Source organism: Acinetobacter variabilis (assembly GCF_000369625.1).
GTDB classification, from domain to species: domain Bacteria; phylum Pseudomonadota; class Gammaproteobacteria; order Pseudomonadales; family Moraxellaceae; genus Acinetobacter; species Acinetobacter variabilis.
On the sequence record NZ_KB850113.1, the window covers coordinates 856,272 to 874,388 of the forward strand.

Sequence of the window (18,117 nt, forward strand, 5' to 3'; positions counted from 1 at the left end):
GTTTTAACCTCAACATTCTTAATAAAAGACCACTTATGGCGTGGATTTAAGGTGCATTTTTTCACTTCACACCCCCAACAATCGCAGCATTAATCTTTTCAATCTCATAACGATCAACATAGGCATTAACCGCTTCCTCATGACGTACGACATTGAGAATGTCCAGGAACTCGACCGAGCCATCATCTAACGCATACTCGACATAGATGCTGTAATCGTCAGCTTTGACAGTAGCGACACAGATCTGATTGCAATTCACGCTTTGAACTTCGTATTGCTTTGCAGCTATGTTGATTTGCGGATCCGCTAATTCATCAGCAGTTTTAGCAGGCTGGAACGCATAAACTGCGACCAGTGCTGCGGTGACTGATGCTGCAATAGCAGACTTGAGAATATTGGATTTAGTTGTCATACTTATCTCACTCACAGGTTGGTTGTGGGTCACGCTCCAGGTTGTTGCTGCAACGCTGGGGCTTTTCTTTGTTTGTGAGACAATAATGAACCATAAGTACATATATGTAAAGTACCAAAAGTACATTTATTTGAACTTTTTGTTCATCTTTATGTTTTAATAGACAAAAGAAAACCCATCACAGGGATGGGTTGTTTGGGATCTTTTACTAAAGTTATTTATTGCTTAAAACCTTAGCTTTAGCCTCCCTAGATTCTTTACGGCTTTTTAGGTCTTTCTCTAATAGGGATATCTCATGCAAATCACTCCATGCTAAGAAGCAACTCAATATTGAAGTCAAACCAACCGAAAGTATTAAGGATAATAAAAACTTATCAGACAAAATACCCATAGAATTAGATATATACATACAAAATACTATAAAGATAAAAAGCATAGCGACATAAAGGGATGATTTTCTTCGAATATCTATTGTTGAGGTTAATCTATCTCGTTCGCTCTGATTTAACCCATCAAGCTTCATAGCATCTAACATGCCTTTATAGGCTAAGAAAATTTGACTTAAAGGTAACACCAGAACAAAAGAAAACTGTGCAATGCTGATATTGATATCTAAATCTAAGTATTTGAATGTAATTGAAAAAATAGCAAAAAGGGCTACCAATACCAGAGATATAAATCTAGCATTATTATAAAAAGGCAAGTAGCGTTTAGCCATGTTAATCACCAAAGTTGATATTGGTAGTCATCCAATTATACATCTGAACCTTCAAACCTTCGTTATAAATTTTATCATTGATTGTTTCGACTGGGATTTTTCCACTCATTTTCAGGTTATCAGCAGTAACTTTTGTCCCATCTTCCAGAGTGATTACATAATCATCATTGTGACGCATAGATGAAGCCACAGAATCAATAACCTTCTGACCACTTTTAGATGTCCGTCGATTATATGTAAGTGTTAATTTGAGCTTAAGGTTTGCATCATCAAGACTCTCCTCGAGTTTTAATTTATCTAAATCCACGCCAAATGCAGTTTTAAGAACATCTACCACATTATCCTCGATTTTATAATCTATTTTGGCTGGAAGGTTTTGTTCAATATTGTGTATAGGTTGCATTTCACAAGAGCCTATACCCGAGGAAATTGCTATTGATTTTGCTGGAGTTGAATCAAGTTTTTGTTTTACGGCAGGGTTAGGAGAGTCTTTTAAAATAAGAGCGCTGTTTTGAGGTAAAACTTTAGCCGCCTCACCAAGCAGCCATCCTAAATACGACTCCAGTGTGCGGGCTGTAAGCGACCTTGATTGAATAATAGCTACATGATTATCTATTACGCCAAAATAAAGAACGCTATCAATAAACTCTTTTCTTACGGTTTCACCAATCGTTTCATCTCCCTCATCATCAGGGAGATCTTCTGTTAAATACGTCTTGATTGAAAATTCTGACGCATCATCTCCCTCAATTCTAAGGACAGCCTGAGCCTTTCCAGACTCAACTATGATTAATTCACCAAAAAACATACTTTGATGTGAGCTAGCATGATTTATAAGAATAAAATCATCTTTGGTTGCGGAAATAAATTGTTGTCTATTGGCAGCTTTGTAGAAAAAAGATTCTTTTTCAAGTAGCTGTGCTTTTAACAATTGTCCTAAATTTGCTCCTTTTAGAAAGTCCACCTTTTTATAATGCACTACCTTTTCTTTTACTACAGTACTCATATTCCCCTCCACCCGATCCAAGGTCCGCTCGGGTATGCGGCATTTGTTTTCTGTTTTAACTTTATGTATTTTAAATATGGGTGAGGGGGTGCTTATCACACCCCCTCGGTTTATGCAAAAAACGATCCGACCGCTATTAACGCTAAAGCCAGTTGGTGGAAATCCACTTTCAGACTTAACGTATAGCCATCTTTAGTCCTTTGCAACGTCAATGAAAACATGGCATGTACCTTGTAATTCACTGGCGGGCGCCCACCAATATTTATATTGGTGTGTGTATTTATATAGCGCCATGCCGGGCGCTTGCCCTGAAGGTGTGGCCACACCGGAGGGGCGTTCAGCTTAAATGATTTGCTAGTGCATCTCACACCTGCTTGGTCGCTAGGCCCTACCTATACGCCAAACATTCGCTACTCTCATCCTCACCTTTAGCGGATTACTAGCCCGCAATTCAGGATTAGTCGTCCTGAATACCTAAGCCGCATATAGCGGCTTTTATTTCTTAAAACTTTCTATGTAGGCCAACAACCTTACCAACCAAACGACAGTCTTCTGTTAGTTTTATAATCTGCTCAGGCCAATCTGGATTAAGAGGTTGTAAGTATTTATCACCACCTTCAATGATTAGCTTCTTAAAGGTTGCCTCCGTATCTCCGCTGCAAGCAATAATTACCAGATCATCGGTTTTTAAATCAAAAGTCTGTATATCAGGATTTACATAGATTCGGTCGCCCGGCTTAAACTCGGGTTTCATGGAATTCCCAACAACAATAAGACCATAACCATTCTTGCCGCACTCCTTGAGTGGAGGAAGATGCTCATCAATCTTTGTGTCTTTTAGGATGGTTTCAATTGGATCAAAAGATCCGGCAGCTACCCATGAAATAACAGGAACAGGACGGCCATCAAGAGAAATCTTTTGAGACAGATCAACATTATTGTCTAGCTTTATTGGGGGTTCTTTCCCAGTGAGAAGCCACTCAACACCAACACCCAGCCATTTTGATAAATCAATAATTCTTTTTGTGTCAGGCAAAGCTTCGCCATTGATCCACTTTCCAGCAGCTTTAGGTGTGATTTTAAAAAAGTTAGCTAACTCAGTCGCTCTCCCGCGAACTGGCAAACCTTTCTTTTCGAGCGCTTCATTAAGTCGATCTGAGAATTCAGTCAAATGATCAGTCATTTTTAATTACCTAAGAACCATAGGTTCATATTAATACTTCTTGAAAGAAGTATCAGTTCTTGTTAAAGTTGAACCATAAGTTCATATTGGAGGTTAAAATGAACCTAAAGTCATGTATTGATGATGCTGGCGGTGTCTACACAGTAGCCGCTTGGATCGGAAAAACCCCAAGAGCTATGTACAAGTGGATTGAGAAAGGCTCACTACCACGTACCGAGTACACCGGGCAAACAAACTATTCAGAAATTATTGAGAAGAAGACAAAAGGGAAGGTTTCCAAAGAAATACTTCTGAGAGTCGGACTTCCTAAGTAGGTAAAAATTATGAGTCTTGAAAAGAAATCTACACATGTTCGCTTGTCTCCCGAGAACCATGAACGGGCAAAGGTTCTCTCAAATATCAAAGGTAAAGACTTAGCCCAATATCTGGCTTATCTCCTAGAAAAGGAAATCGCCGGTGAATGGCATGTTCTTAATTTACAAGCAAAATCTTTTGAGCGCTTGGGAGTCGCAGCTTTATTGCGGGATTTAAGTACAGAGGTTCAATTCCATGAGGGATCGGAAGGGATTCACGGGGATTCAGGTAAAGAAAAAGCCTGATGGTTCAGATCAGGCTTTGTGTTCAAACTCATCGGAGAGATTAATTATGAACAATCAAATTTTAACCGAAATCGAAGTAAACAGAAAGATTTATTTGTTTCAAAATCCAGTCGAGCGATATATGGCAGAAAAAACAATTGCCAATTCTCAGGCTGTAGCCAAAGCGAAAAATGAATTATGCAAATTCACAATGCAGGTGGTGTCATGAACATTGGACTGGATTTTGAAAAACTAACAGAAAAGGCAGTCATTGTGACGGAACAGTACTCTAGAACGCCTAATTTCGTCATTGATGATATGTACATGGCGCAGCTTAGTGATAAGGCGTTCAAGTGCTACATGTTCATTCTGCGTCAAACTGTGGGCTTTAATCGCAGCAAGACATCGATTGCTACAGATACCTTTAAAAAGTATTGCGGCATCAAGAGAGATGAAACTGTTTACGCTCGTATTCGTGAACTTGAACAGCTTAAATTAATCTCTGTTACCCGTACAACTGGCACAACAAATCAGATCACTATTCTCCCAAACCCATCCCAAACAACCGTAGTACTAACAAACGATACTGGTACGGTTGAACCGCATGGGGGTAGTACGGTTGAACCGCATGGGGGTAGTACGGTTGAACCGTACCCTATAAAAGAAAATATTAAAGAAAATATTAAAGAGAGCGCAAACGCAAAAAATTCACCGGATGAGATTCTGAATCTCTGGACACCAGATTTACATTTTCTGAATTCTTGGTTACAGCGTTCTGGATTACCAAAAATCACTCAAGACCAAGCTGAAGAAATTTTGCTTGAAATTAATCCTCACTACAAAAACAAAATTATCACCGGTGGAGTGGATGACACCCAGATGTATTCAAATTTTGTGAAGTGGATTAAGCGTGACAACAAGCTCGTTGAGAAACTTTTTGAACAGGCTGTGAAATCACAACCTATCGACACCCAAAACCTTCAAGCTGACATGGGGGACTGGTAATGATTGAACTTCACAGCAACTCAATCGAGCAATGTGTACTTGCTGCACTGATGACCGTTCAGAACTCACTTGAAACCGTGATGAACGATCTGGATGAAAATTGCTTCTTCGCAACTCGTCACCAGGAAATCTACAAGGCCATTACCGATCTTGCCAGTGAGAACAAACCGTACGATGTGGTTTTTGTTGAACAGAAACTGAATGAGAAAAATTCACTGGTTGGTGTAAGTCCGTCTGAATACCTGATGACACTGATGGCAGATGCACCATCGAGTTTCTACAACCTGGAATCTTATGTTGCTGAACTCAACAAGCTGAAAGCGCATCGTGAAGTTGAAAAGATGGGCCGAAGCATTCAGGAAGTGGCAAGAGATTTAACCGTACCTGATGTGCATAACGCTGCTGAAAATATCCTGAACAAGGCAACCACGAATGAGAAATTGGAGAAGTCTAGTTTTACGTTTGCTGAAGCACTAAAGCGCTCTGGTGATCAGTTGATCCAGAAAGCAGAGGCCAAGGCCAATAAGCAGTACACAGGCGTTAAGTTTAATCTGCCTCATCTGGACAACGTAGTGGGCACCATTCAGCGCGGCCATTTTTGTGTGATTGGTGGTAGACCTGGATCAGGAAAGTCCACTCTAGCGCAAATGGTGGCGATTCAAACCGCTATGCAGTTCAAGGAAGCGGTACTGGTCGTATCTGCCGAGATGGATGTAGAGACATTCACGAATCGTTGTATCTCAGCACTCACTCAGATCCCATACGACAACATCCACAATGCCGATCTGTACGACGGGATGATTCAGGAATTTGCAGGCGCTCAGGATCGTTTTAGCAAACTACCGATCCATATCGAAGACAAGCAAAAGCCGACCATTGCAGAGATTCATTCGTATGCACGCAAGGCCAAGCGCAATTACAAGAAATTAGGCTGCATCATTATCGACTACCTGCAACTGGTACGTGATCCAACGAAGAAAGACCGCTATCAGGAAGTGAGTTCAATCAGTCGTGATTTAAAGGCCATGGCAAAAGAGTTTGATTGTCCGGTTATCGCACTGGCACAGCTCAACCGTGAATCCGAAAAAGGTAAACGTCCAAAGGCATCTGATCTGAAAGAGTCTGGCCAGATTGAGCAGGACGCGGATCAGATTTTATTGGCCCATCCAATCGTAAACAGTGATGACGAAATGCCGAGTGGTATTACAGAAATCATTATCGCTAAAAACCGTCATGGCAAGAAAGGCGTAGTTCGGGTGATGGATCGTTTGGATATTTGTCGCTTTGCATCGGTACGAGCTGATGAAAGCGCAGGGGGTGGGGTGTGAGTGTAATTTCTGAATACAAAGACTCAAGCGGTCTTACAACTTATCCAGCGCCGCTTACTGATCATGCGTTTGCCGGATTGAATGAGCAGGAAAATATCGACTTCAAAATCTGGCTTGACTTGATTGGTGAAAATGAAATTGAGGTCGCAGCTGATCAGAAGCTAGAAACCTATTTTGTTAAAGCTTTTAAAGAGCAAAAAGAAGATCGCTGTCAGTACATGAATCCAGCTCAAAAAACATCTCTTATCAGCTTTTGGTTTCTTCATGCTGAGGCGGGTCGAGTATGTGCAGGCTTGAGACATGGATGTGAATTTTGGCAGCTGGTTGATTGGGCGCCAACTCAAGAGGAATTCAATAAGGCATTTCCAGCACCTGAATCGCTAGAACTTGAGTATGCACCACCAATGGAACCGGTTAAGTCAGAGCCCGTAAAGCAACCGAAAGCAAAGGCTAAGCCAGCGCGTGATGAATGGACTTTGGATTTATTCGGAGGTGCAGCGTGAACGAAATACTTCAACAAAGAATCGAGTCGGTACAAGCTGGCAAAAACATAACTCATGCTCAGATTGAGGCTAAGCGCAGTCTACGTGAGCAGCTTGATAGTGACCTTGAGGCTTTCTTAAAAAATGGTGGAAAGGTGGAAACTCTGCCACAAGGTTATTCAGGTGAGTTTTCGCAATTCAATGGTCGACCTGTAGGTGGTGCTCAAAAAAGTATGCGTAATGTGATGGCTGCATCTGTAGCAGCCGCACATGCAAGACGCAAGAACCCGAATGTGATTGCTCGCAACAAGGCCAGAGAGGAAGGCCAAAAGCATTTTCATGGGGCTACATGTGTGAGTTGTGGTGGAACGCTTCGCTATACCAGTACAAATAGCTGTTTTTCATGCAACAAGGCATCGGCAGTCAAAAACTATAAAAAACGGATGGAGAGAACAGCATGACAGGATTCACAGAATTAAGAGACCAGATCAACCGGACGACTGATCTACAGGAAAAGGAATTGCTTCAGCAGCAGTTTGAAATGATGCACCAGTCGGCAGATGAAGAAAGTAAGGCGTATGAAGATTTGATTCGGGGTGAGTGGGATGAATTTTAAAGATGTAGCACATAAGACTGTAGCTGAGCTATTCGACATGTTGAAGGCTAAAGTAGCTGCCATCCAAGAAATGGATGAAGTAATCAAGCTGCAGGATGCTGACCTGCGGAAGTATGAGAAGCAGATTGAGGGGCTGAAAGAGCAGCTCAACAACATGGAGGCTTGTTATATCGAGAAGAAGAAGCAGGTTGAGGACCAGCAGAAACGGATTGATGAAGCTTTAACCTGGCTAACAAGAACCGACATTAGACCAATTAATTGTGCGAGAGAAATTCTGCGAGGTAGGTCATGAAAGCAATAAAAATACCGTGTGAACATGACTTGCTAAGCAAGAACCACAATGTCTGGGCAGATGCTGTAATGAGATGCAAGCATGGCTCTGGTTATTGTGGCAGTGATGGTTATTGTCATGCTGATGGAAAGTGCTTTGCGGATCAGGAACTCACAAGAGAGCAGGCTATTTTAGAAGTAGATCGTTTGGCTCAGGAACTTCACCAGGCTAAGCAGGAAAATGACAATTTAAGAACTTCTTCTGCGAGCTTAATCAAGCAGCTTGAATTTGCATTAGAGCAGAACAAGAAGTCTGGAAAATCCGAGCGAGTTTTTGCAATTCGATATTGCATTGGTGAGATCAAGAAAGCCCTGCGAGGTGCTAATGACTAATCTCCGTATCACCGCAGCACAGGCACGAAAAGCCGGTATTGGTCCTCGATTTGGTGTAACAACCAAGTCGGGGAAAAAGAAATCCAATCCAGATCCAATGCCAAAGGTTCCGGCTCATCTGGTCGAAGGGAAAGGATTTGGTGTGATGAATGATGAATTGCTTTGGTGTGAAGTTTTAATTACACCTCCTTCGGTGAATCACTATTGGATTCGTGGGGCAAACAAGACCAATCGATTAAGTAAGCGTGCAATCCACTTTATTGACGTTATGAAGCGTTTTATTGAGCCAGCAGGGTATCAGGGCAGAGTTCGCGTAAAGATCGAATACGCGCCACCTGATACGAAAATACGCGACATCGATAACATCGTGAAGCCCTGCTTTGATGCTTTATCGAAAGGTGGATTGATTCTGGATGATTCTCAGGTGGATGAATTGCTTGTGAAGCGGTTGCCATCAGAAAAAGGCGGGAAGCTGATTATTCAAGTTGAAAAGTTAAGGGTTTGAGGGTGGATGGGATGGAATTAGAGCAAATAGCATTATGGGTTTTGGTGTTGTCGATTGCATATCAATTTTTCTTGAACTGCATCGGTCTGGTTGACCCGCTGTATTACACGATATATCGGGGCAAGCAGGTTAAAAAGCGCATGGAGTACCACGAAAACCAATACAACCAACTTAATCGTGGTGAAAAAGTCTGGATACATAAGATTGCATCGGCATGTGCTTTAGGTCTTCAGGGTCTGCTGATTTTTGCATTATTGAAAGCATTGAATGTGATTTAAGAGGGAATAGGGATGAATGCGATGGTAGCTGAAAAGATGACAAACATTGAATGGTTGGGGCAGCAGTTAAGAGCAAAGACTGCGAATTATGAAGCAGATACACCACCAACAAATGAAATCCCTGTCAATTGGGAAGATCGCTGTGGTGCAATTGCTCTGATGCCAAATGACGAAACCAAGGCTTATGCGTCAATTTTGGTATGGGGTGATTACCGGGACAATACAGATAATTATTCCGTGGTCACAAAATACATTTCTGATTATTTGTGGCGCATGGTGCAGGAGGAAATGGATAAGCAGCGTGAAAGTTTTGATATGCAGCAATTCTGCAAACACATTGCACGTATGGAGCTGTTCTATTCATTGCGTCCAAAGCTGCGTGAATATCACACATTGAAAGGCCGCTTGGTATTTTCAGGAATTGATTATATTGAGCCAAATACTTACTCGAAGCGCTATGCATGGTTAGGCAATGCGGTTGAATTGCTACTCAATGAATTGCGTGATGAGGTGGAACATTACGCAGGAGAATATCGGAAAAATTTAAGGAAAACGAATATTTGACATCCTATATGGACGCAAGGTATAGTTTATCTATACTGGTCGTATTACGGTTCAACCGAGACCAAGTCATTAAAGCTCATCGAAAGGTGGGCTTTTTTGACATTATTTATTCATAAAATTAAGTGATAATGCCTTTTTGTTTTTGAGCTCTAATTGAAATGGCGATTTTAACTGTTAAAAAACTAGAAGATACTCTCTGTAAATTAGTGACTGAAGGCGAAAAGCCTGTAAAGATTTTATTAGGCTATAAAGCGTATGGCGAGCTAATGAATGATCGTAGTTTTTTTGAGGAAGTGGCTGGCTCGGCAATGGATCCAAACAAACGAAAATATAAAAATATTAAAATTAAGGTCACTCAAGACGAATACCAGTTTAACGTGAAATGTCAAAAATAGGTTTAAGCATCAAGGAAAGCTCGCCAAATGGTGGGCTTTTTTGTTGTCTAAAATTTCTTAAACCTGACTCATTGGTGACCTTATGAAATAACGTTAGCCATTAGGTAACTTGGATTTGTGACGTTGTGCACTAATTTGCTCAACTATCAGCACAAACGGTGTGATGCAGAAACCAGCCGTATAAGTGGTTTGAATCCAGCATGATTTAGTCACGTGCTGAGTGGGCCTAAGAGAAATACTAGATCTGGGATGACAACCCGACCCATACAGAACGAAAGTTAAGAAGTCAGATTGATAGCCCATTTCGAGATGATGGATTAATGAGTAGCGTCTAGCCCCGCGGAGAGGGCTTTTCTTAATGCGTCATTAGCTCAACTGGTAGAGCATCGGTCTCCAAAATCGGTGGTGTGGGTTCGAGTCCTGCATGGCGTGCCAGATAGACAAGATTGATTATTAAGTGATCTTTTTGAGTAAATGATGATCAAGTTATTAATAAATATAACTTAATTATTACGTGTTAAAACATTCTGCATATATTTCTTATACTTAGTTGTGATGAGCAAATGATATCTTGTGTTCATTCCTAGAACCTTACGAAAACAAATAAAAGATGATTTAAATCCTGCCTGTTTAGCCCTCCAGCTAAGCAGGTTTTTTATTTGAAAGTAAAAGTTAATAACATGGTCTTGTATATAATATTTTAAAGTATATAATTCAGCCCAGATTCTATCGCTGTAGTTTCTTTTTCAAGTTTCTGCCTCCTTTTCCCATAAAGGAGGTATTTTTTTGTCTGGAGAAAAGCATGCTCCGATTCTTAATGTGTTTATTCGGTCTACACGGTGCGACTGAGATCGACTACACGGTTGATGATGAAGAAATCAAGGTGTGTCGTGATTGTTTGAAAGAAGTTAAATAACAATCACTCAAGCAAAGAGCTGTTTCATAAAGCTGCAATATTTAAGCAATATAGTTGCTCTGCAAAAGAAGAAAGACGTTGTGATGCAAGTCAAGCCCGTTTAATTGGAGAGAGTTAAGCGGGCTTTTTTATTTCAAAATCGCCGGACGTATTACGGCAAACAAAGCCCCTCGCATTCTAGATGTTGAGGGGTTTTTCTTTTCTTATTGGTGGTACTCATGACAGACAAAGTACAAGCTAAACAAGACTTAGAATTTTGCAGTGCTGAGCTGTCTAAGTATCAGAACCTCAGTAGATCGGGATTGACACGAAATGAGCTACTGGCAATTGACGGCATCATGATTAAGCTGAAAGAGCGTATTAAGAATTTGCGTGAAGCGCTGTATGCGTGATGCAAAGCGATTAGCAGCAATCAGAAAGCTGCCATGTATTCGATGCGGTAATCCCAATAGCCAGGCTGCTCATTCAAATAATGCTAAGCATGGTAAGGGCAGGTCGATCAAAAGTTCAGATCAGTTCACTGTTCCTTTATGCCATTCCTGTCATTTCCAGTTTGATACCTTTCAATTGGGTAATCGGGCAGAGAGTGAAGCAATGTTTGATCAGTGGTTGGTGAAAGTGAATCGGATGTTGGTAGTGGAAGATAAAGAGGTGTTTTGATGAAGTGGATTAGTATCAAAAAGCAAAAGCCTGAAATTATTATTGAAGATGGTCGGGTGACGGGTTGGAGTGAACCTGTTTTAACGGTGGAATCAGGAGGCGATGAGGACCCGGAAGTTCAGCGTTATTGCAAAGGTGGGCGTGGCGACCTAACAACCGAATACTGGTCTGGCTTCACATCAAATGCAACGCACTGGATGCCAATACCAAAACTACCAAAGAAGTAATTTAGTGGAGATAGGAAATGCAAAAAGCCGTGTTTCCTATCCAATCGCATGCCGACATCACTAAAGCCATTAACTACATGCATACCCACTACAACCAAGCGATTAATGAGGGTAAGCCGTTGGTGGTGAGGATCAATCAAACACCAGATGAGCGGTCAGCAGCGCAGAATAGGCTTTACTGGAAATGGATTGGTGAGATTAGAAGAAAGATTGGTCAGGATGAAGATTCACTCCATTACGAGTTCAAGAAGAAGTTTCTGATTTATATCTATCGTCGAGATGACCAGCAGTTTGGTGAAATGTGTCATGCCATTGCCAAGGTAAAGCAAACCGAACCAGATGAGTATAAGGCTATCGGTGAACAGGTCATCAGGCTTTGCAGTACAACCAAGGCGACAGTTAAGCAAATGACCGAGTATTTGAATTATGTGCATGACTTTGCTGTGACTCAGTTGCATGTGCATTTGACTGTGCCGGATGATTTGAAGTGGTGTTATCAGGAGTAAAGATATGGCGAACCTAACGCCTAAACAGCAGCGGTTTGTCGAAGAATATCTGATAGACCTAAATGCAACGCAAGCCGCGATTCGTGCGGGGTATAGCGAAAAGACGGCAAGAGACATTGGTTGTGAAAACCTAGCAAAACCCAACATTGCAAAAGCCATTGCCGAGGCTCAGGAAAAACTCTCAAATAAAGCTCAGGTCACTGTTGAAATGGTCGTGAATGGCTTACTTAAAGAAGCTCAAGACTATGCAGAAGGCTCTACACAATCAGCACGTGTTTCTGCTTGGGCGCATCTTGGCAAGCACTTGGGTATGTTTACCGAGAAAGTGCAACACTCTGGTCCTGATGGTGGTCCTGTTCAAGTTGCAACAAAGGCAACACTTACAATTAAAGTGGTGAAACCTGATGGAGATAGAACTAAGTGTGATTGAGGCTTTTGTGCCTTTGTATTCACCTAAACGTATCAAGTCATTCTTTGGTGGTCGTGGTGCAGCAAAGTCGCAAGAAGTGGCTAAGCATTTAGTTTATAAAGTGGCTTTCTTTGGTGAAAAATGGGTGTGTGCTCGTGAGTTTCAAAACTCTATCGAGGATTCAAGCTACTCACTACTTGTTCACAAGATATATGAACTCGGAATTGAGGATCAATTCGAGATTCAGGCAACTAAAATCCTGCACAAAAATAATGGTGGTAAGTTCGATTTTGTAGGTCTTGCTCGAAACATTATGTCGTTTAAATCAAAGTTTGGTTATAACGGCATGTGGGTTGAAGAGGCGGAAACTGTTTCTAAGCTTAGTTGGGACACTTTGATTCCTACGATCCGTGAAGAAGATTCTGAAATCATCGCCACTTGGAACACTGGTGACACTGGAAGTCATACCTATCAATTGCTAGCAGCGCCTTACATTGATGAAATCAATCAGAATGGCTTTTATGAAGATGAATATATCTACACAGCAAAAGTCTGTTATTGGCACAACCCCTACTTTGCAGACCCATTAAAAACAGAAATGGAACGCTGTAAGTCGACCAATTACAAAGAATATTTAAACATCTGGTGTGGTGAGCCTAGAACAGCCTTTGATGACTCAATCATTGAGTCTGAGTGGGTGGACGCTGCCATTGATGCACATTTAAAGCTTCAACACTTACAGCCACGTGGCGAGCTGGTAACAGCATTCGATCCAGCCGATGAGGGCAAGGATTCTAAAGCTATTGCGTTTAGGCATGGCTCAGTTGTTTTGGGTGTTAAGCAAAAAAAAGATGGTGATATTGATGATGCTATCGCTTGGGCATTTGATGAGGCATTTGAGAACCGCTCTGAAATCCTTGTTTACGACTCTGTTGGTGTAGGTGCTGGTGTCAAGGTCGGGCTAAAAGAGCGTATAGCAAATAAATCAATCATTGTTCATGGTTTTGGTGGTGGTGATAAGCCAACACCAGGTATCTACAAGGATGACAAAGCCAATCAGGATGTGTTTTTAAATAAGCGCGCTCAATATTGGTGGTTGCTTCGAGATCGTTTTGAGAATACTTATAAGGCTGTTGTAAAGGGTGAATATATAGACCCACGACTACTGATTAGTATTTCATCTGCAAGCATGGATAAAAAAGATTTAGAGCAACTTAAATCAGAGCTAATCAGACAGCAACGAAAAAGAACATCAGGCTCAAGATTAATTCAGTTGGTCAGTAAAGCGGAAATGAAAAAACAAGGTATTCCATCGCCAAACATGGCTGATGCTTTATCTATGTGTTTCGCTGTTGATGACATACCAAAACAAAATACACCAATAATCAACCCAATCCCAACCGTCAATCGTTGGTAATCAAATGGAGTCAAGTCGTGACTGATAAAGCAGATCGACTTGCCAAAATCCACGAAACCGCAAAGAAACAATTTGATAAAGCTCAAGGTGCTGTTGCTGATGAACGTCAGCAGTGCTTGGAGGATCGTCGATTTTATTCTATTGCTGGGGCTCAGTGGGAAGGCAAGTTAGGCGAGCAGTTTGAAAATAAGCCTAAATTTGAAGTCAATAAGATTCACCTGGCTGTCATTCGTATTATCAATGAGTATCGCAATAACCGCATCGGTGTGAACTTCATTAGCAAAGACGGTGTGAGTAATGACGATCTGGCCGATACCTGTGCAAAGCTTTATCGTGCAGATGAGCAGGACTCAGGCGCAGATGAAGCTTATGACAATGCGTTTGAAGAAGCGGTAGGTGGTGGCTTTGGTGCTTGGCGTTTACGTGCCGAATATGAAGATGAGGATGATGAAGAGAACGAGCATCAGCGAATCAGAATAGAACCTATTTTTGATGCTGATACATGCGTTTTCTTTGATCCCGACGCTAAACGCCAGGATAAAGCAGATGCCAAATACTGCTTTGTTTTGACCTCAATGTCATGCGATGCATTCAAAGAGGAATATGGTGAAGATCAAGATCCATCCTCATGGGATAAGACTATTACCAATAGTCACTTTGATTGGGCTTCAAAAGACTCTGTTTACGTCGCTGAATACTACAAGGTCGAAAAGGTTAAGGAAAAGATTCACATCTTCCGTTTAATCGATGGCTCTGAAGAACGTTATACAGCGGAACAGCTTGAAGAGGATCCAAGCATTCTTGATGAACTGAATGCAACTGGTGCACAACAAGTCCGGGTACGTGATTTTGAACGTAAGCGCGTTCGTAAGCTTCTTATGTCTGGTCTGGGTGTTCTTGAGGATTACGGCTATATCGCTGGTCGTCATATCCCGATTGTGCCGGTATATGGCAAGCGCTGGTACATCGACAACGTAGAGCGTTGCATGGGCCATGTCCGGCTTTGCAAAGATGCTCAGCGACTGAAGAACATGCAGCTGTCCAAGCTTGGTGAAATCAGTGCTTCTTCGAGCGTTGAGAAGCCGATTCTAGCGCCTGAACAGGTCGCTGGCGTTTCGCACATGTGGGCGAATGACAATATTCAAAACTATCCGTACTTGTTAGCTCATCCACTCAAAGATGCGGCGGGTAATGTTGTTGCTCAAGGCCCAGTAGCTTACACCAAACCGCCAAGCGTACCGCCAGCAATGGGTGCGTTACTTCAATTAACAGAAGTGGATATTAAAGATCTTCTAGGGAATCAAGAGCAGGGTGAAAAGATAAGCTCCAATGTGAGTGCAGAAGCTATTGATTTGGTGCAAAACCAGCTTGGCATGCAATCTTTCATCTACATTTCGAACTTTGCCAAAGCAGTGCGTCGCTCTGGTGAAATTTGGCTGTCCATGGCCTCTGAACTCTATATTGAAGATGGTCGAACCATGAAGACCGTGGGGAACCAGGACGAGATTGACTCCATTGAGTTATTCAAACCTGTTTATAACCCGACTTCAGGTGAAGTTGAGCACACAAACGACTTAACCAAAGCCAAGTTCGATGTCTCAATTGATATTGGACCAACATCGACTAGCAAGCGAAATGCAACCGTACGCTCACTAACAAACATGCTTCCACTGGTATCTGATCCAATGGACCAACAAGTGCTGTCATCCATGATTATGATGAACATGGAAGGCGAAGGTGTTAATGAAGTGCGCGACTATTATCGCAAGAAATTGCTGCGTATGGGCGTTGTAGAGCCGACTAAGGAAGAAGCTCAGCAACTCGCGCAAGAAGCTCAAAATCAAGAGCCTGATGCAAATACGCTGTATCTGCAGTCAGAAGCCGAAAAGAATAAATCACTCGCAATTAAAGCACAGGCAGACACTGAACTCGCGATAGCAAGAGCAGAAGAAACCAAAGCCAAAGCAATCGATTTAATGACACGCCTGGACATGGACGAGCGGCAAGCAGTGCTTGAAGCAATCGGCCAGCTAGGTATGCAACCACAACAGGCAACCGTTCAGCCTATACAGAACGAGGAAATGCAATATGTCAATTGAAGACCTGCGTACAGAACTGGATGAAGAAGACAACATCGACCCGATTGAAGACAACCAGGAAGATGAAAACCAAGAAGATCCAGAAGAAACCCAAGATGAATCAAACCAGTCCGAGGATGAGACGTCTGAAGATGAAGAATTTGTCATTACGGTGGGTGATGAAGAACCTGAACCATCCGATGATGATGATTTTAGCGGTAAACCAGCACCGACATGGGTAAAAGAACTTCGCAAAAAAGAGCGGGAAGCACGAAAACGCATCAAGGAGCTAGAGGCTCAGGTGCAACAGGCTAAACCGGCTGATAAGCCGATTGAAGTTGGGCCTAAACCAAAGCTTGCCGACTTTGATTATGACGAAGATCAATTCGAAAGCGCAGTTGAACAATGGCATGAGCGAAAACGCCAAGTTGAACAGCAACAGGCAGCAAAACAGGCTGAAGAAGAAAAAGCTAAGCAGGCATGGCAGCAGAAAATGCAAAGCTATGAAGAGCGTCGTCAAAATGTAGCATCCAAAGTTAAAGACTTTGGGGAATTAGAAGAAGCTGCAAAAGACAAGCTCACACCAACCCAGCAGGGCATCTTGATTCATGCGGCCGAAAACCCTGAACTGATCATGTATCACCTGGGCAAAAACCCGAAGAAAGCCCAGGAGCTTTCAGCGATTACTGACCCGGTTCTATTCGCCTTTGCAGCTGCAAAACTGGACTCTCAAATGAAAATTCAGACACGTAAGCCAGCCACTCAACCAGAAAAGAAACCAAGCGGTTCAGCTGGATTAGCTGGTGCGGTAGATCAAAAGTTAGCGCAACTCGAAGCGAAAGCAGCGAAAACTGGTGATCGTACCGAACTGATCAAATACAAAAAATCTCTACAGAAATAAGGTAATTCTATATGCCAAACTCTTTTGCTAAAAAAATTGATGTTTTCTTTGATGATGTTGTGGCTGGCTTTGATGCGACCAACATTAGCTCTAAAAACGTTTCTCAATACAAAGCACCTGCTGAAGCACTTGCTTTGAATGGTCAGACTTTCCACCGTCCAATGCCTTTGATGACAGAAATCGTTGATGGTCGCGATATCTCTGGCCAGTACAAGGATCTGGTAGAACTTACCGTTCCAGCAACGTTGACTGAATCGCATATCCGTAACGTACCGGTGAAGCTGACCGGTGTGGATCTGAACAACCCGTATGCTTTTGACAATATTGTTAAAACCTCAAACATCCTGCTTTCTAACAAGTTGGATACTTTGGTTGCTAACCGTATTGCAGAGCGCGGCACTCTAGCAGTGATCAATTCGGGTGCGATTGATACCTACGATGATGCTGCAGAAGCTGATGCCCTGATGCTTGAGCAACAAGCGACTCGTGGCGAGCGTATCATGCTGTTAAATCCACGTATGGCGAAAAACCTTGCTGGTAACTTGGCTGCGCGTCAAACCATGAATACAGCACAAATGAATGCATATCAACGCTCAACTTTGCCACCGATTGCAGGTTTTGATACTTTCCGTGTTGACTATGGCCGCGCTATTGCTGGCTCTGCGGGTTCTGGCTACCTTGTCAGCGGTGCACAGTCTTACACGCCAGTTTCTGCTGATGCGAATGGCATCCCGGCTGATAACCGTACTCAAACTTTAGCAGTTAAAACTGGTACAGGTGCTGCGGTTGGCGATGTGTTCACAATTGCAGGTGTATACGCAGTTGGTCATATCAACAAGCAGTCTACTGGTCAGCTTAAAACCTTCCGTATTATCGGCATTAGCGGCAATAACTGGACAATTTCACCTGCAATTGTTCCGGCTGATGGCGCGGCAGCAGCTCAAAAGGCTTATGCAAACGTGACCACTGGCGCGGCAGCTGATGCGGCAATCACCATCCTGAACAAAAAGACCTCTGCAGCAAGCGTGTTCTATGAAAAATCAGCGATTGAAATTGTGCATGCTGACTTCAACACAGAACCGTTCGAAGCTTCTGGTAAGCGTGTTCGTAAAGCAACCACTGACAGCGGCATTCAGATTGTGATGTTGTCCGATTCCAACGTCGATACATTGGCGGCTAACTACCGTTTGTTTGTGTGGGCGAACGTGGAAGTGCTTAACCCTGAATTAGCCGGTATCATGCTGGAAAATCAGACCTAACAATAAAACCG

At 42.4% G+C, this 18,117-nt stretch carries 27 protein-coding genes and 1 tRNA gene; 24 read left to right on the forward strand and 4 right to left on the reverse strand.

Annotation, left to right across the window (positions count from 1 at the left end; translation table 11 throughout):
- Positions 1-61: 61 nt before the first annotated feature.
- The 3 genes from F897_RS09810 to F897_RS09820 all read right to left on the reverse strand — a co-directional run bounded on the left by F897_RS09810 (position 62) and on the right by F897_RS09820 (position 2,136).
- A complete protein-coding gene (locus F897_RS09810; protein WP_005235470.1) occupies positions 62-412 on the reverse strand; it encodes a hypothetical protein in 351 nt (116 codons plus the stop codon).
- Between the two features lie 214 nt (positions 413-626).
- The gene (locus F897_RS09815) at positions 627-1,130 is read right to left on the reverse strand and encodes a hypothetical protein (protein ID WP_005235472.1); all 504 of its coding nucleotides are present in this window, start codon (positions 1,128-1,130) and stop codon (positions 627-629) included.
- A gap of 1 nt (position 1,131) precedes the next feature.
- The gene (locus tag F897_RS09820) at positions 1,132-2,136 is read right to left on the reverse strand and encodes a hypothetical protein (RefSeq protein WP_005235474.1); all 1,005 of its coding nucleotides are present in this window, start codon (positions 2,134-2,136) and stop codon (positions 1,132-1,134) included.
- 211 nt (positions 2,137-2,347) lie between these two features.
- Here F897_RS09820 and F897_RS18045 point away from each other — a divergent pair, with 211 nt between their 5' ends.
- Positions 2,348-2,482, forward strand: a complete 135-nt coding sequence (locus tag F897_RS18045; protein ID WP_265596764.1) for a hypothetical protein — start codon at positions 2,348-2,350, stop codon at positions 2,480-2,482.
- A gap of 156 nt (positions 2,483-2,638) precedes the next feature.
- Here the strand turns inward: F897_RS18045 and F897_RS09825 are convergent, their stop codons facing one another.
- On the reverse strand, positions 2,639-3,319 hold the full coding sequence (locus F897_RS09825; RefSeq protein WP_005235479.1) for a LexA family protein: 681 nt from the start codon (positions 3,317-3,319) through the stop codon (positions 2,639-2,641).
- 323 nt (positions 3,320-3,642) lie between these two features.
- On the opposite strand from F897_RS09825, the gene F897_RS09835 reads away from it, so the two are divergent.
- The 23 genes from F897_RS09835 (at position 3,643) to F897_RS09930 (ending at position 18,106) form a co-directional block, all read left to right on the forward strand.
- Positions 3,643-3,918 carry a hypothetical protein gene (locus F897_RS09835; protein ID WP_005235482.1) on the forward strand — a complete coding sequence of 92 codons (276 nt, stop codon included), beginning with the start codon at positions 3,643-3,645 and terminating at the stop codon, positions 3,916-3,918.
- 46 nt (positions 3,919-3,964) lie between these two features.
- Positions 3,965-4,126: a hypothetical protein gene (locus F897_RS17710; protein WP_164071343.1), complete on the forward strand. Its 162-nt coding sequence runs from the start codon at positions 3,965-3,967 to the stop codon at positions 4,124-4,126.
- Positions 4,123-4,902, forward strand: a complete 780-nt coding sequence (locus tag F897_RS09840; RefSeq protein WP_005235487.1) for a replication protein — start codon at positions 4,123-4,125, stop codon at positions 4,900-4,902. The genes F897_RS17710 and F897_RS09840 overlap by 4 nt, the downstream gene beginning before the upstream one ends.
- Positions 4,902-6,230, forward strand: a complete 1,329-nt coding sequence (locus F897_RS09845; protein ID WP_005235489.1) for a replicative DNA helicase — start codon at positions 4,902-4,904, stop codon at positions 6,228-6,230. The genes F897_RS09840 and F897_RS09845 overlap by 1 nt, the downstream gene beginning before the upstream one ends.
- Positions 6,227-6,733 (forward strand): hypothetical protein, encoded by a 507-nt coding sequence (locus tag F897_RS09850; protein WP_005235492.1) that lies wholly within the window; start codon positions 6,227-6,229, stop codon positions 6,731-6,733. Before F897_RS09845 ends, F897_RS09850 begins: the two co-directional genes overlap by 4 nt.
- Positions 6,730-7,173: a hypothetical protein gene (locus F897_RS09855; RefSeq protein WP_005235494.1), complete on the forward strand. Its 444-nt coding sequence runs from the start codon at positions 6,730-6,732 to the stop codon at positions 7,171-7,173. The genes F897_RS09850 and F897_RS09855 overlap by 4 nt, the downstream gene beginning before the upstream one ends.
- Entirely contained in the window at positions 7,170-7,328 is a 159-nt protein-coding gene (locus tag F897_RS17715; RefSeq protein ID WP_005235495.1) for a hypothetical protein, read from the forward strand. The genes F897_RS09855 and F897_RS17715 overlap by 4 nt, the downstream gene beginning before the upstream one ends.
- Entirely contained in the window at positions 7,318-7,620 is a 303-nt protein-coding gene (locus F897_RS09860; RefSeq protein WP_005235497.1) for a hypothetical protein, read from the forward strand. Before F897_RS17715 ends, F897_RS09860 begins: the two co-directional genes overlap by 11 nt.
- Positions 7,617-7,991, forward strand: a complete 375-nt coding sequence (locus F897_RS09865; protein WP_005235499.1) for a lysis system spanin subunit — start codon at positions 7,617-7,619, stop codon at positions 7,989-7,991. The genes F897_RS09860 and F897_RS09865 overlap by 4 nt, the downstream gene beginning before the upstream one ends.
- On the forward strand, positions 7,984-8,496 hold the full coding sequence (locus F897_RS09870) for a RusA family crossover junction endodeoxyribonuclease (RefSeq protein ID WP_005235501.1): 513 nt from the start codon (positions 7,984-7,986) through the stop codon (positions 8,494-8,496). Before F897_RS09865 ends, F897_RS09870 begins: the two co-directional genes overlap by 8 nt.
- An 11-nt stretch (positions 8,497-8,507) precedes the next feature.
- Entirely contained in the window at positions 8,508-8,774 is a 267-nt protein-coding gene (locus F897_RS09875; protein ID WP_005235503.1) for a hypothetical protein, read from the forward strand.
- A gap of 12 nt (positions 8,775-8,786) precedes the next feature.
- Positions 8,787-9,338, forward strand: a complete 552-nt coding sequence (locus tag F897_RS09880) for a hypothetical protein (protein ID WP_005235505.1) — start codon at positions 8,787-8,789, stop codon at positions 9,336-9,338.
- Positions 9,339-9,496: 158 nt separating this feature from the next.
- Positions 9,497-9,733, forward strand: a complete 237-nt coding sequence (locus F897_RS09885; protein WP_005235506.1) for a hypothetical protein — start codon at positions 9,497-9,499, stop codon at positions 9,731-9,733.
- Positions 9,734-10,093: 360 nt separating this feature from the next.
- Positions 10,094-10,168: transfer RNA gene (locus F897_RS09890), tRNA-Trp, on the forward strand.
- A gap of 699 nt (positions 10,169-10,867) precedes the next feature.
- The gene (locus F897_RS17720; protein ID WP_004731361.1) at positions 10,868-11,041 is read left to right on the forward strand and encodes a hypothetical protein; all 174 of its coding nucleotides are present in this window, start codon (positions 10,868-10,870) and stop codon (positions 11,039-11,041) included.
- A complete protein-coding gene (locus F897_RS09895; protein ID WP_034580955.1) occupies positions 11,034-11,309 on the forward strand; it encodes a DUF968 domain-containing protein in 276 nt (91 codons plus the stop codon). The genes F897_RS17720 and F897_RS09895 overlap by 8 nt, the downstream gene beginning before the upstream one ends.
- Entirely contained in the window at positions 11,309-11,536 is a 228-nt protein-coding gene (locus F897_RS09900; protein ID WP_005235509.1) for a DUF551 domain-containing protein, read from the forward strand. Before F897_RS09895 ends, F897_RS09900 begins: the two co-directional genes overlap by 1 nt.
- Positions 11,537-11,553: 17 nt before the next feature.
- On the forward strand, positions 11,554-12,042 hold the full coding sequence (locus F897_RS09905) for a recombination protein NinB (RefSeq protein WP_005235510.1): 489 nt from the start codon (positions 11,554-11,556) through the stop codon (positions 12,040-12,042).
- A 4-nt stretch (positions 12,043-12,046) separates the two neighbouring features.
- A complete protein-coding gene (locus F897_RS09910; RefSeq protein ID WP_005235511.1) occupies positions 12,047-12,472 on the forward strand; it encodes a terminase small subunit in 426 nt (141 codons plus the stop codon).
- On the forward strand, positions 12,447-13,868 hold the full coding sequence (locus F897_RS09915; RefSeq protein ID WP_005235512.1) for a phage terminase large subunit: 1,422 nt from the start codon (positions 12,447-12,449) through the stop codon (positions 13,866-13,868). Before F897_RS09910 ends, F897_RS09915 begins: the two co-directional genes overlap by 26 nt.
- A gap of 17 nt (positions 13,869-13,885) precedes the next feature.
- Positions 13,886-15,967: a portal protein gene (locus tag F897_RS09920; protein ID WP_005235513.1), complete on the forward strand. Its 2,082-nt coding sequence runs from the start codon at positions 13,886-13,888 to the stop codon at positions 15,965-15,967.
- The gene (locus F897_RS09925; RefSeq protein ID WP_005235514.1) at positions 15,957-16,847 is read left to right on the forward strand and encodes a hypothetical protein; all 891 of its coding nucleotides are present in this window, start codon (positions 15,957-15,959) and stop codon (positions 16,845-16,847) included. Before F897_RS09920 ends, F897_RS09925 begins: the two co-directional genes overlap by 11 nt.
- An 11-nt stretch (positions 16,848-16,858) precedes the next feature.
- Positions 16,859-18,106: a P22 phage major capsid protein family protein gene (locus tag F897_RS09930; RefSeq protein ID WP_005235516.1), complete on the forward strand. Its 1,248-nt coding sequence runs from the start codon at positions 16,859-16,861 to the stop codon at positions 18,104-18,106.
- Positions 18,107-18,117: the final 11 nt, after the last annotated feature.

Bases quoted from the DNA above. Each gene is read 5' to 3' on its own strand.
- F897_RS09810 (WP_005235470.1), bottom strand. From the start codon at position 412: ATGACAACTAAATCCAATATTCTCAAGTCTGCTATTGCAGCATCAGTC.
- F897_RS09815 (WP_005235472.1), bottom strand. From the start codon at position 1,130: ATGGCTAAACGCTACTTGCCTTTTTATAATAATGCTAGATTTATATCT.
- F897_RS09820 (WP_005235474.1), bottom strand. From the start codon at position 2,136: ATGAGTACTGTAGTAAAAGAAAAGGTAGTGCATTATAAAAAGGTGGAC.
- F897_RS18045 (WP_265596764.1), top strand. From the start codon at position 2,348: ATGAAAACATGGCATGTACCTTGTAATTCACTGGCGGGCGCCCACCAA.
- F897_RS09825 (WP_005235479.1), bottom strand. From the start codon at position 3,319: ATGACTGATCATTTGACTGAATTCTCAGATCGACTTAATGAAGCGCTC.
- F897_RS09835 (WP_005235482.1), top strand. From the start codon at position 3,643: ATGAGTCTTGAAAAGAAATCTACACATGTTCGCTTGTCTCCCGAGAAC.
- F897_RS17710 (WP_164071343.1), top strand. From the start codon at position 3,965: ATGAACAATCAAATTTTAACCGAAATCGAAGTAAACAGAAAGATTTAT.
- F897_RS09840 (WP_005235487.1), top strand. From the start codon at position 4,123: ATGAACATTGGACTGGATTTTGAAAAACTAACAGAAAAGGCAGTCATT.
- F897_RS09845 (WP_005235489.1), top strand. From the start codon at position 4,902: ATGATTGAACTTCACAGCAACTCAATCGAGCAATGTGTACTTGCTGCA.
- F897_RS17715 (WP_005235495.1), top strand. From the start codon at position 7,170: ATGACAGGATTCACAGAATTAAGAGACCAGATCAACCGGACGACTGAT.
- F897_RS09860 (WP_005235497.1), top strand. From the start codon at position 7,318: ATGAATTTTAAAGATGTAGCACATAAGACTGTAGCTGAGCTATTCGAC.
- F897_RS09865 (WP_005235499.1), top strand. From the start codon at position 7,617: ATGAAAGCAATAAAAATACCGTGTGAACATGACTTGCTAAGCAAGAAC.
- F897_RS09870 (WP_005235501.1), top strand. From the start codon at position 7,984: ATGACTAATCTCCGTATCACCGCAGCACAGGCACGAAAAGCCGGTATT.
- F897_RS09875 (WP_005235503.1), top strand. From the start codon at position 8,508: ATGGAATTAGAGCAAATAGCATTATGGGTTTTGGTGTTGTCGATTGCA.
- F897_RS09880 (WP_005235505.1), top strand. From the start codon at position 8,787: ATGAATGCGATGGTAGCTGAAAAGATGACAAACATTGAATGGTTGGGG.
- F897_RS09885 (WP_005235506.1), top strand. From the start codon at position 9,497: ATGGCGATTTTAACTGTTAAAAAACTAGAAGATACTCTCTGTAAATTA.
- F897_RS17720 (WP_004731361.1), top strand. From the start codon at position 10,868: ATGACAGACAAAGTACAAGCTAAACAAGACTTAGAATTTTGCAGTGCT.
- F897_RS09895 (WP_034580955.1), top strand. From the start codon at position 11,034: ATGCGTGATGCAAAGCGATTAGCAGCAATCAGAAAGCTGCCATGTATT.
- F897_RS09900 (WP_005235509.1), top strand. From the start codon at position 11,309: ATGAAGTGGATTAGTATCAAAAAGCAAAAGCCTGAAATTATTATTGAA.
- F897_RS09905 (WP_005235510.1), top strand. From the start codon at position 11,554: ATGCAAAAAGCCGTGTTTCCTATCCAATCGCATGCCGACATCACTAAA.
- F897_RS09910 (WP_005235511.1), top strand. From the start codon at position 12,047: ATGGCGAACCTAACGCCTAAACAGCAGCGGTTTGTCGAAGAATATCTG.
- F897_RS09915 (WP_005235512.1), top strand. From the start codon at position 12,447: ATGGAGATAGAACTAAGTGTGATTGAGGCTTTTGTGCCTTTGTATTCA.
- F897_RS09925 (WP_005235514.1), top strand. From the start codon at position 15,957: ATGTCAATTGAAGACCTGCGTACAGAACTGGATGAAGAAGACAACATC.
- F897_RS09930 (WP_005235516.1), top strand. From the start codon at position 16,859: ATGCCAAACTCTTTTGCTAAAAAAATTGATGTTTTCTTTGATGATGTT.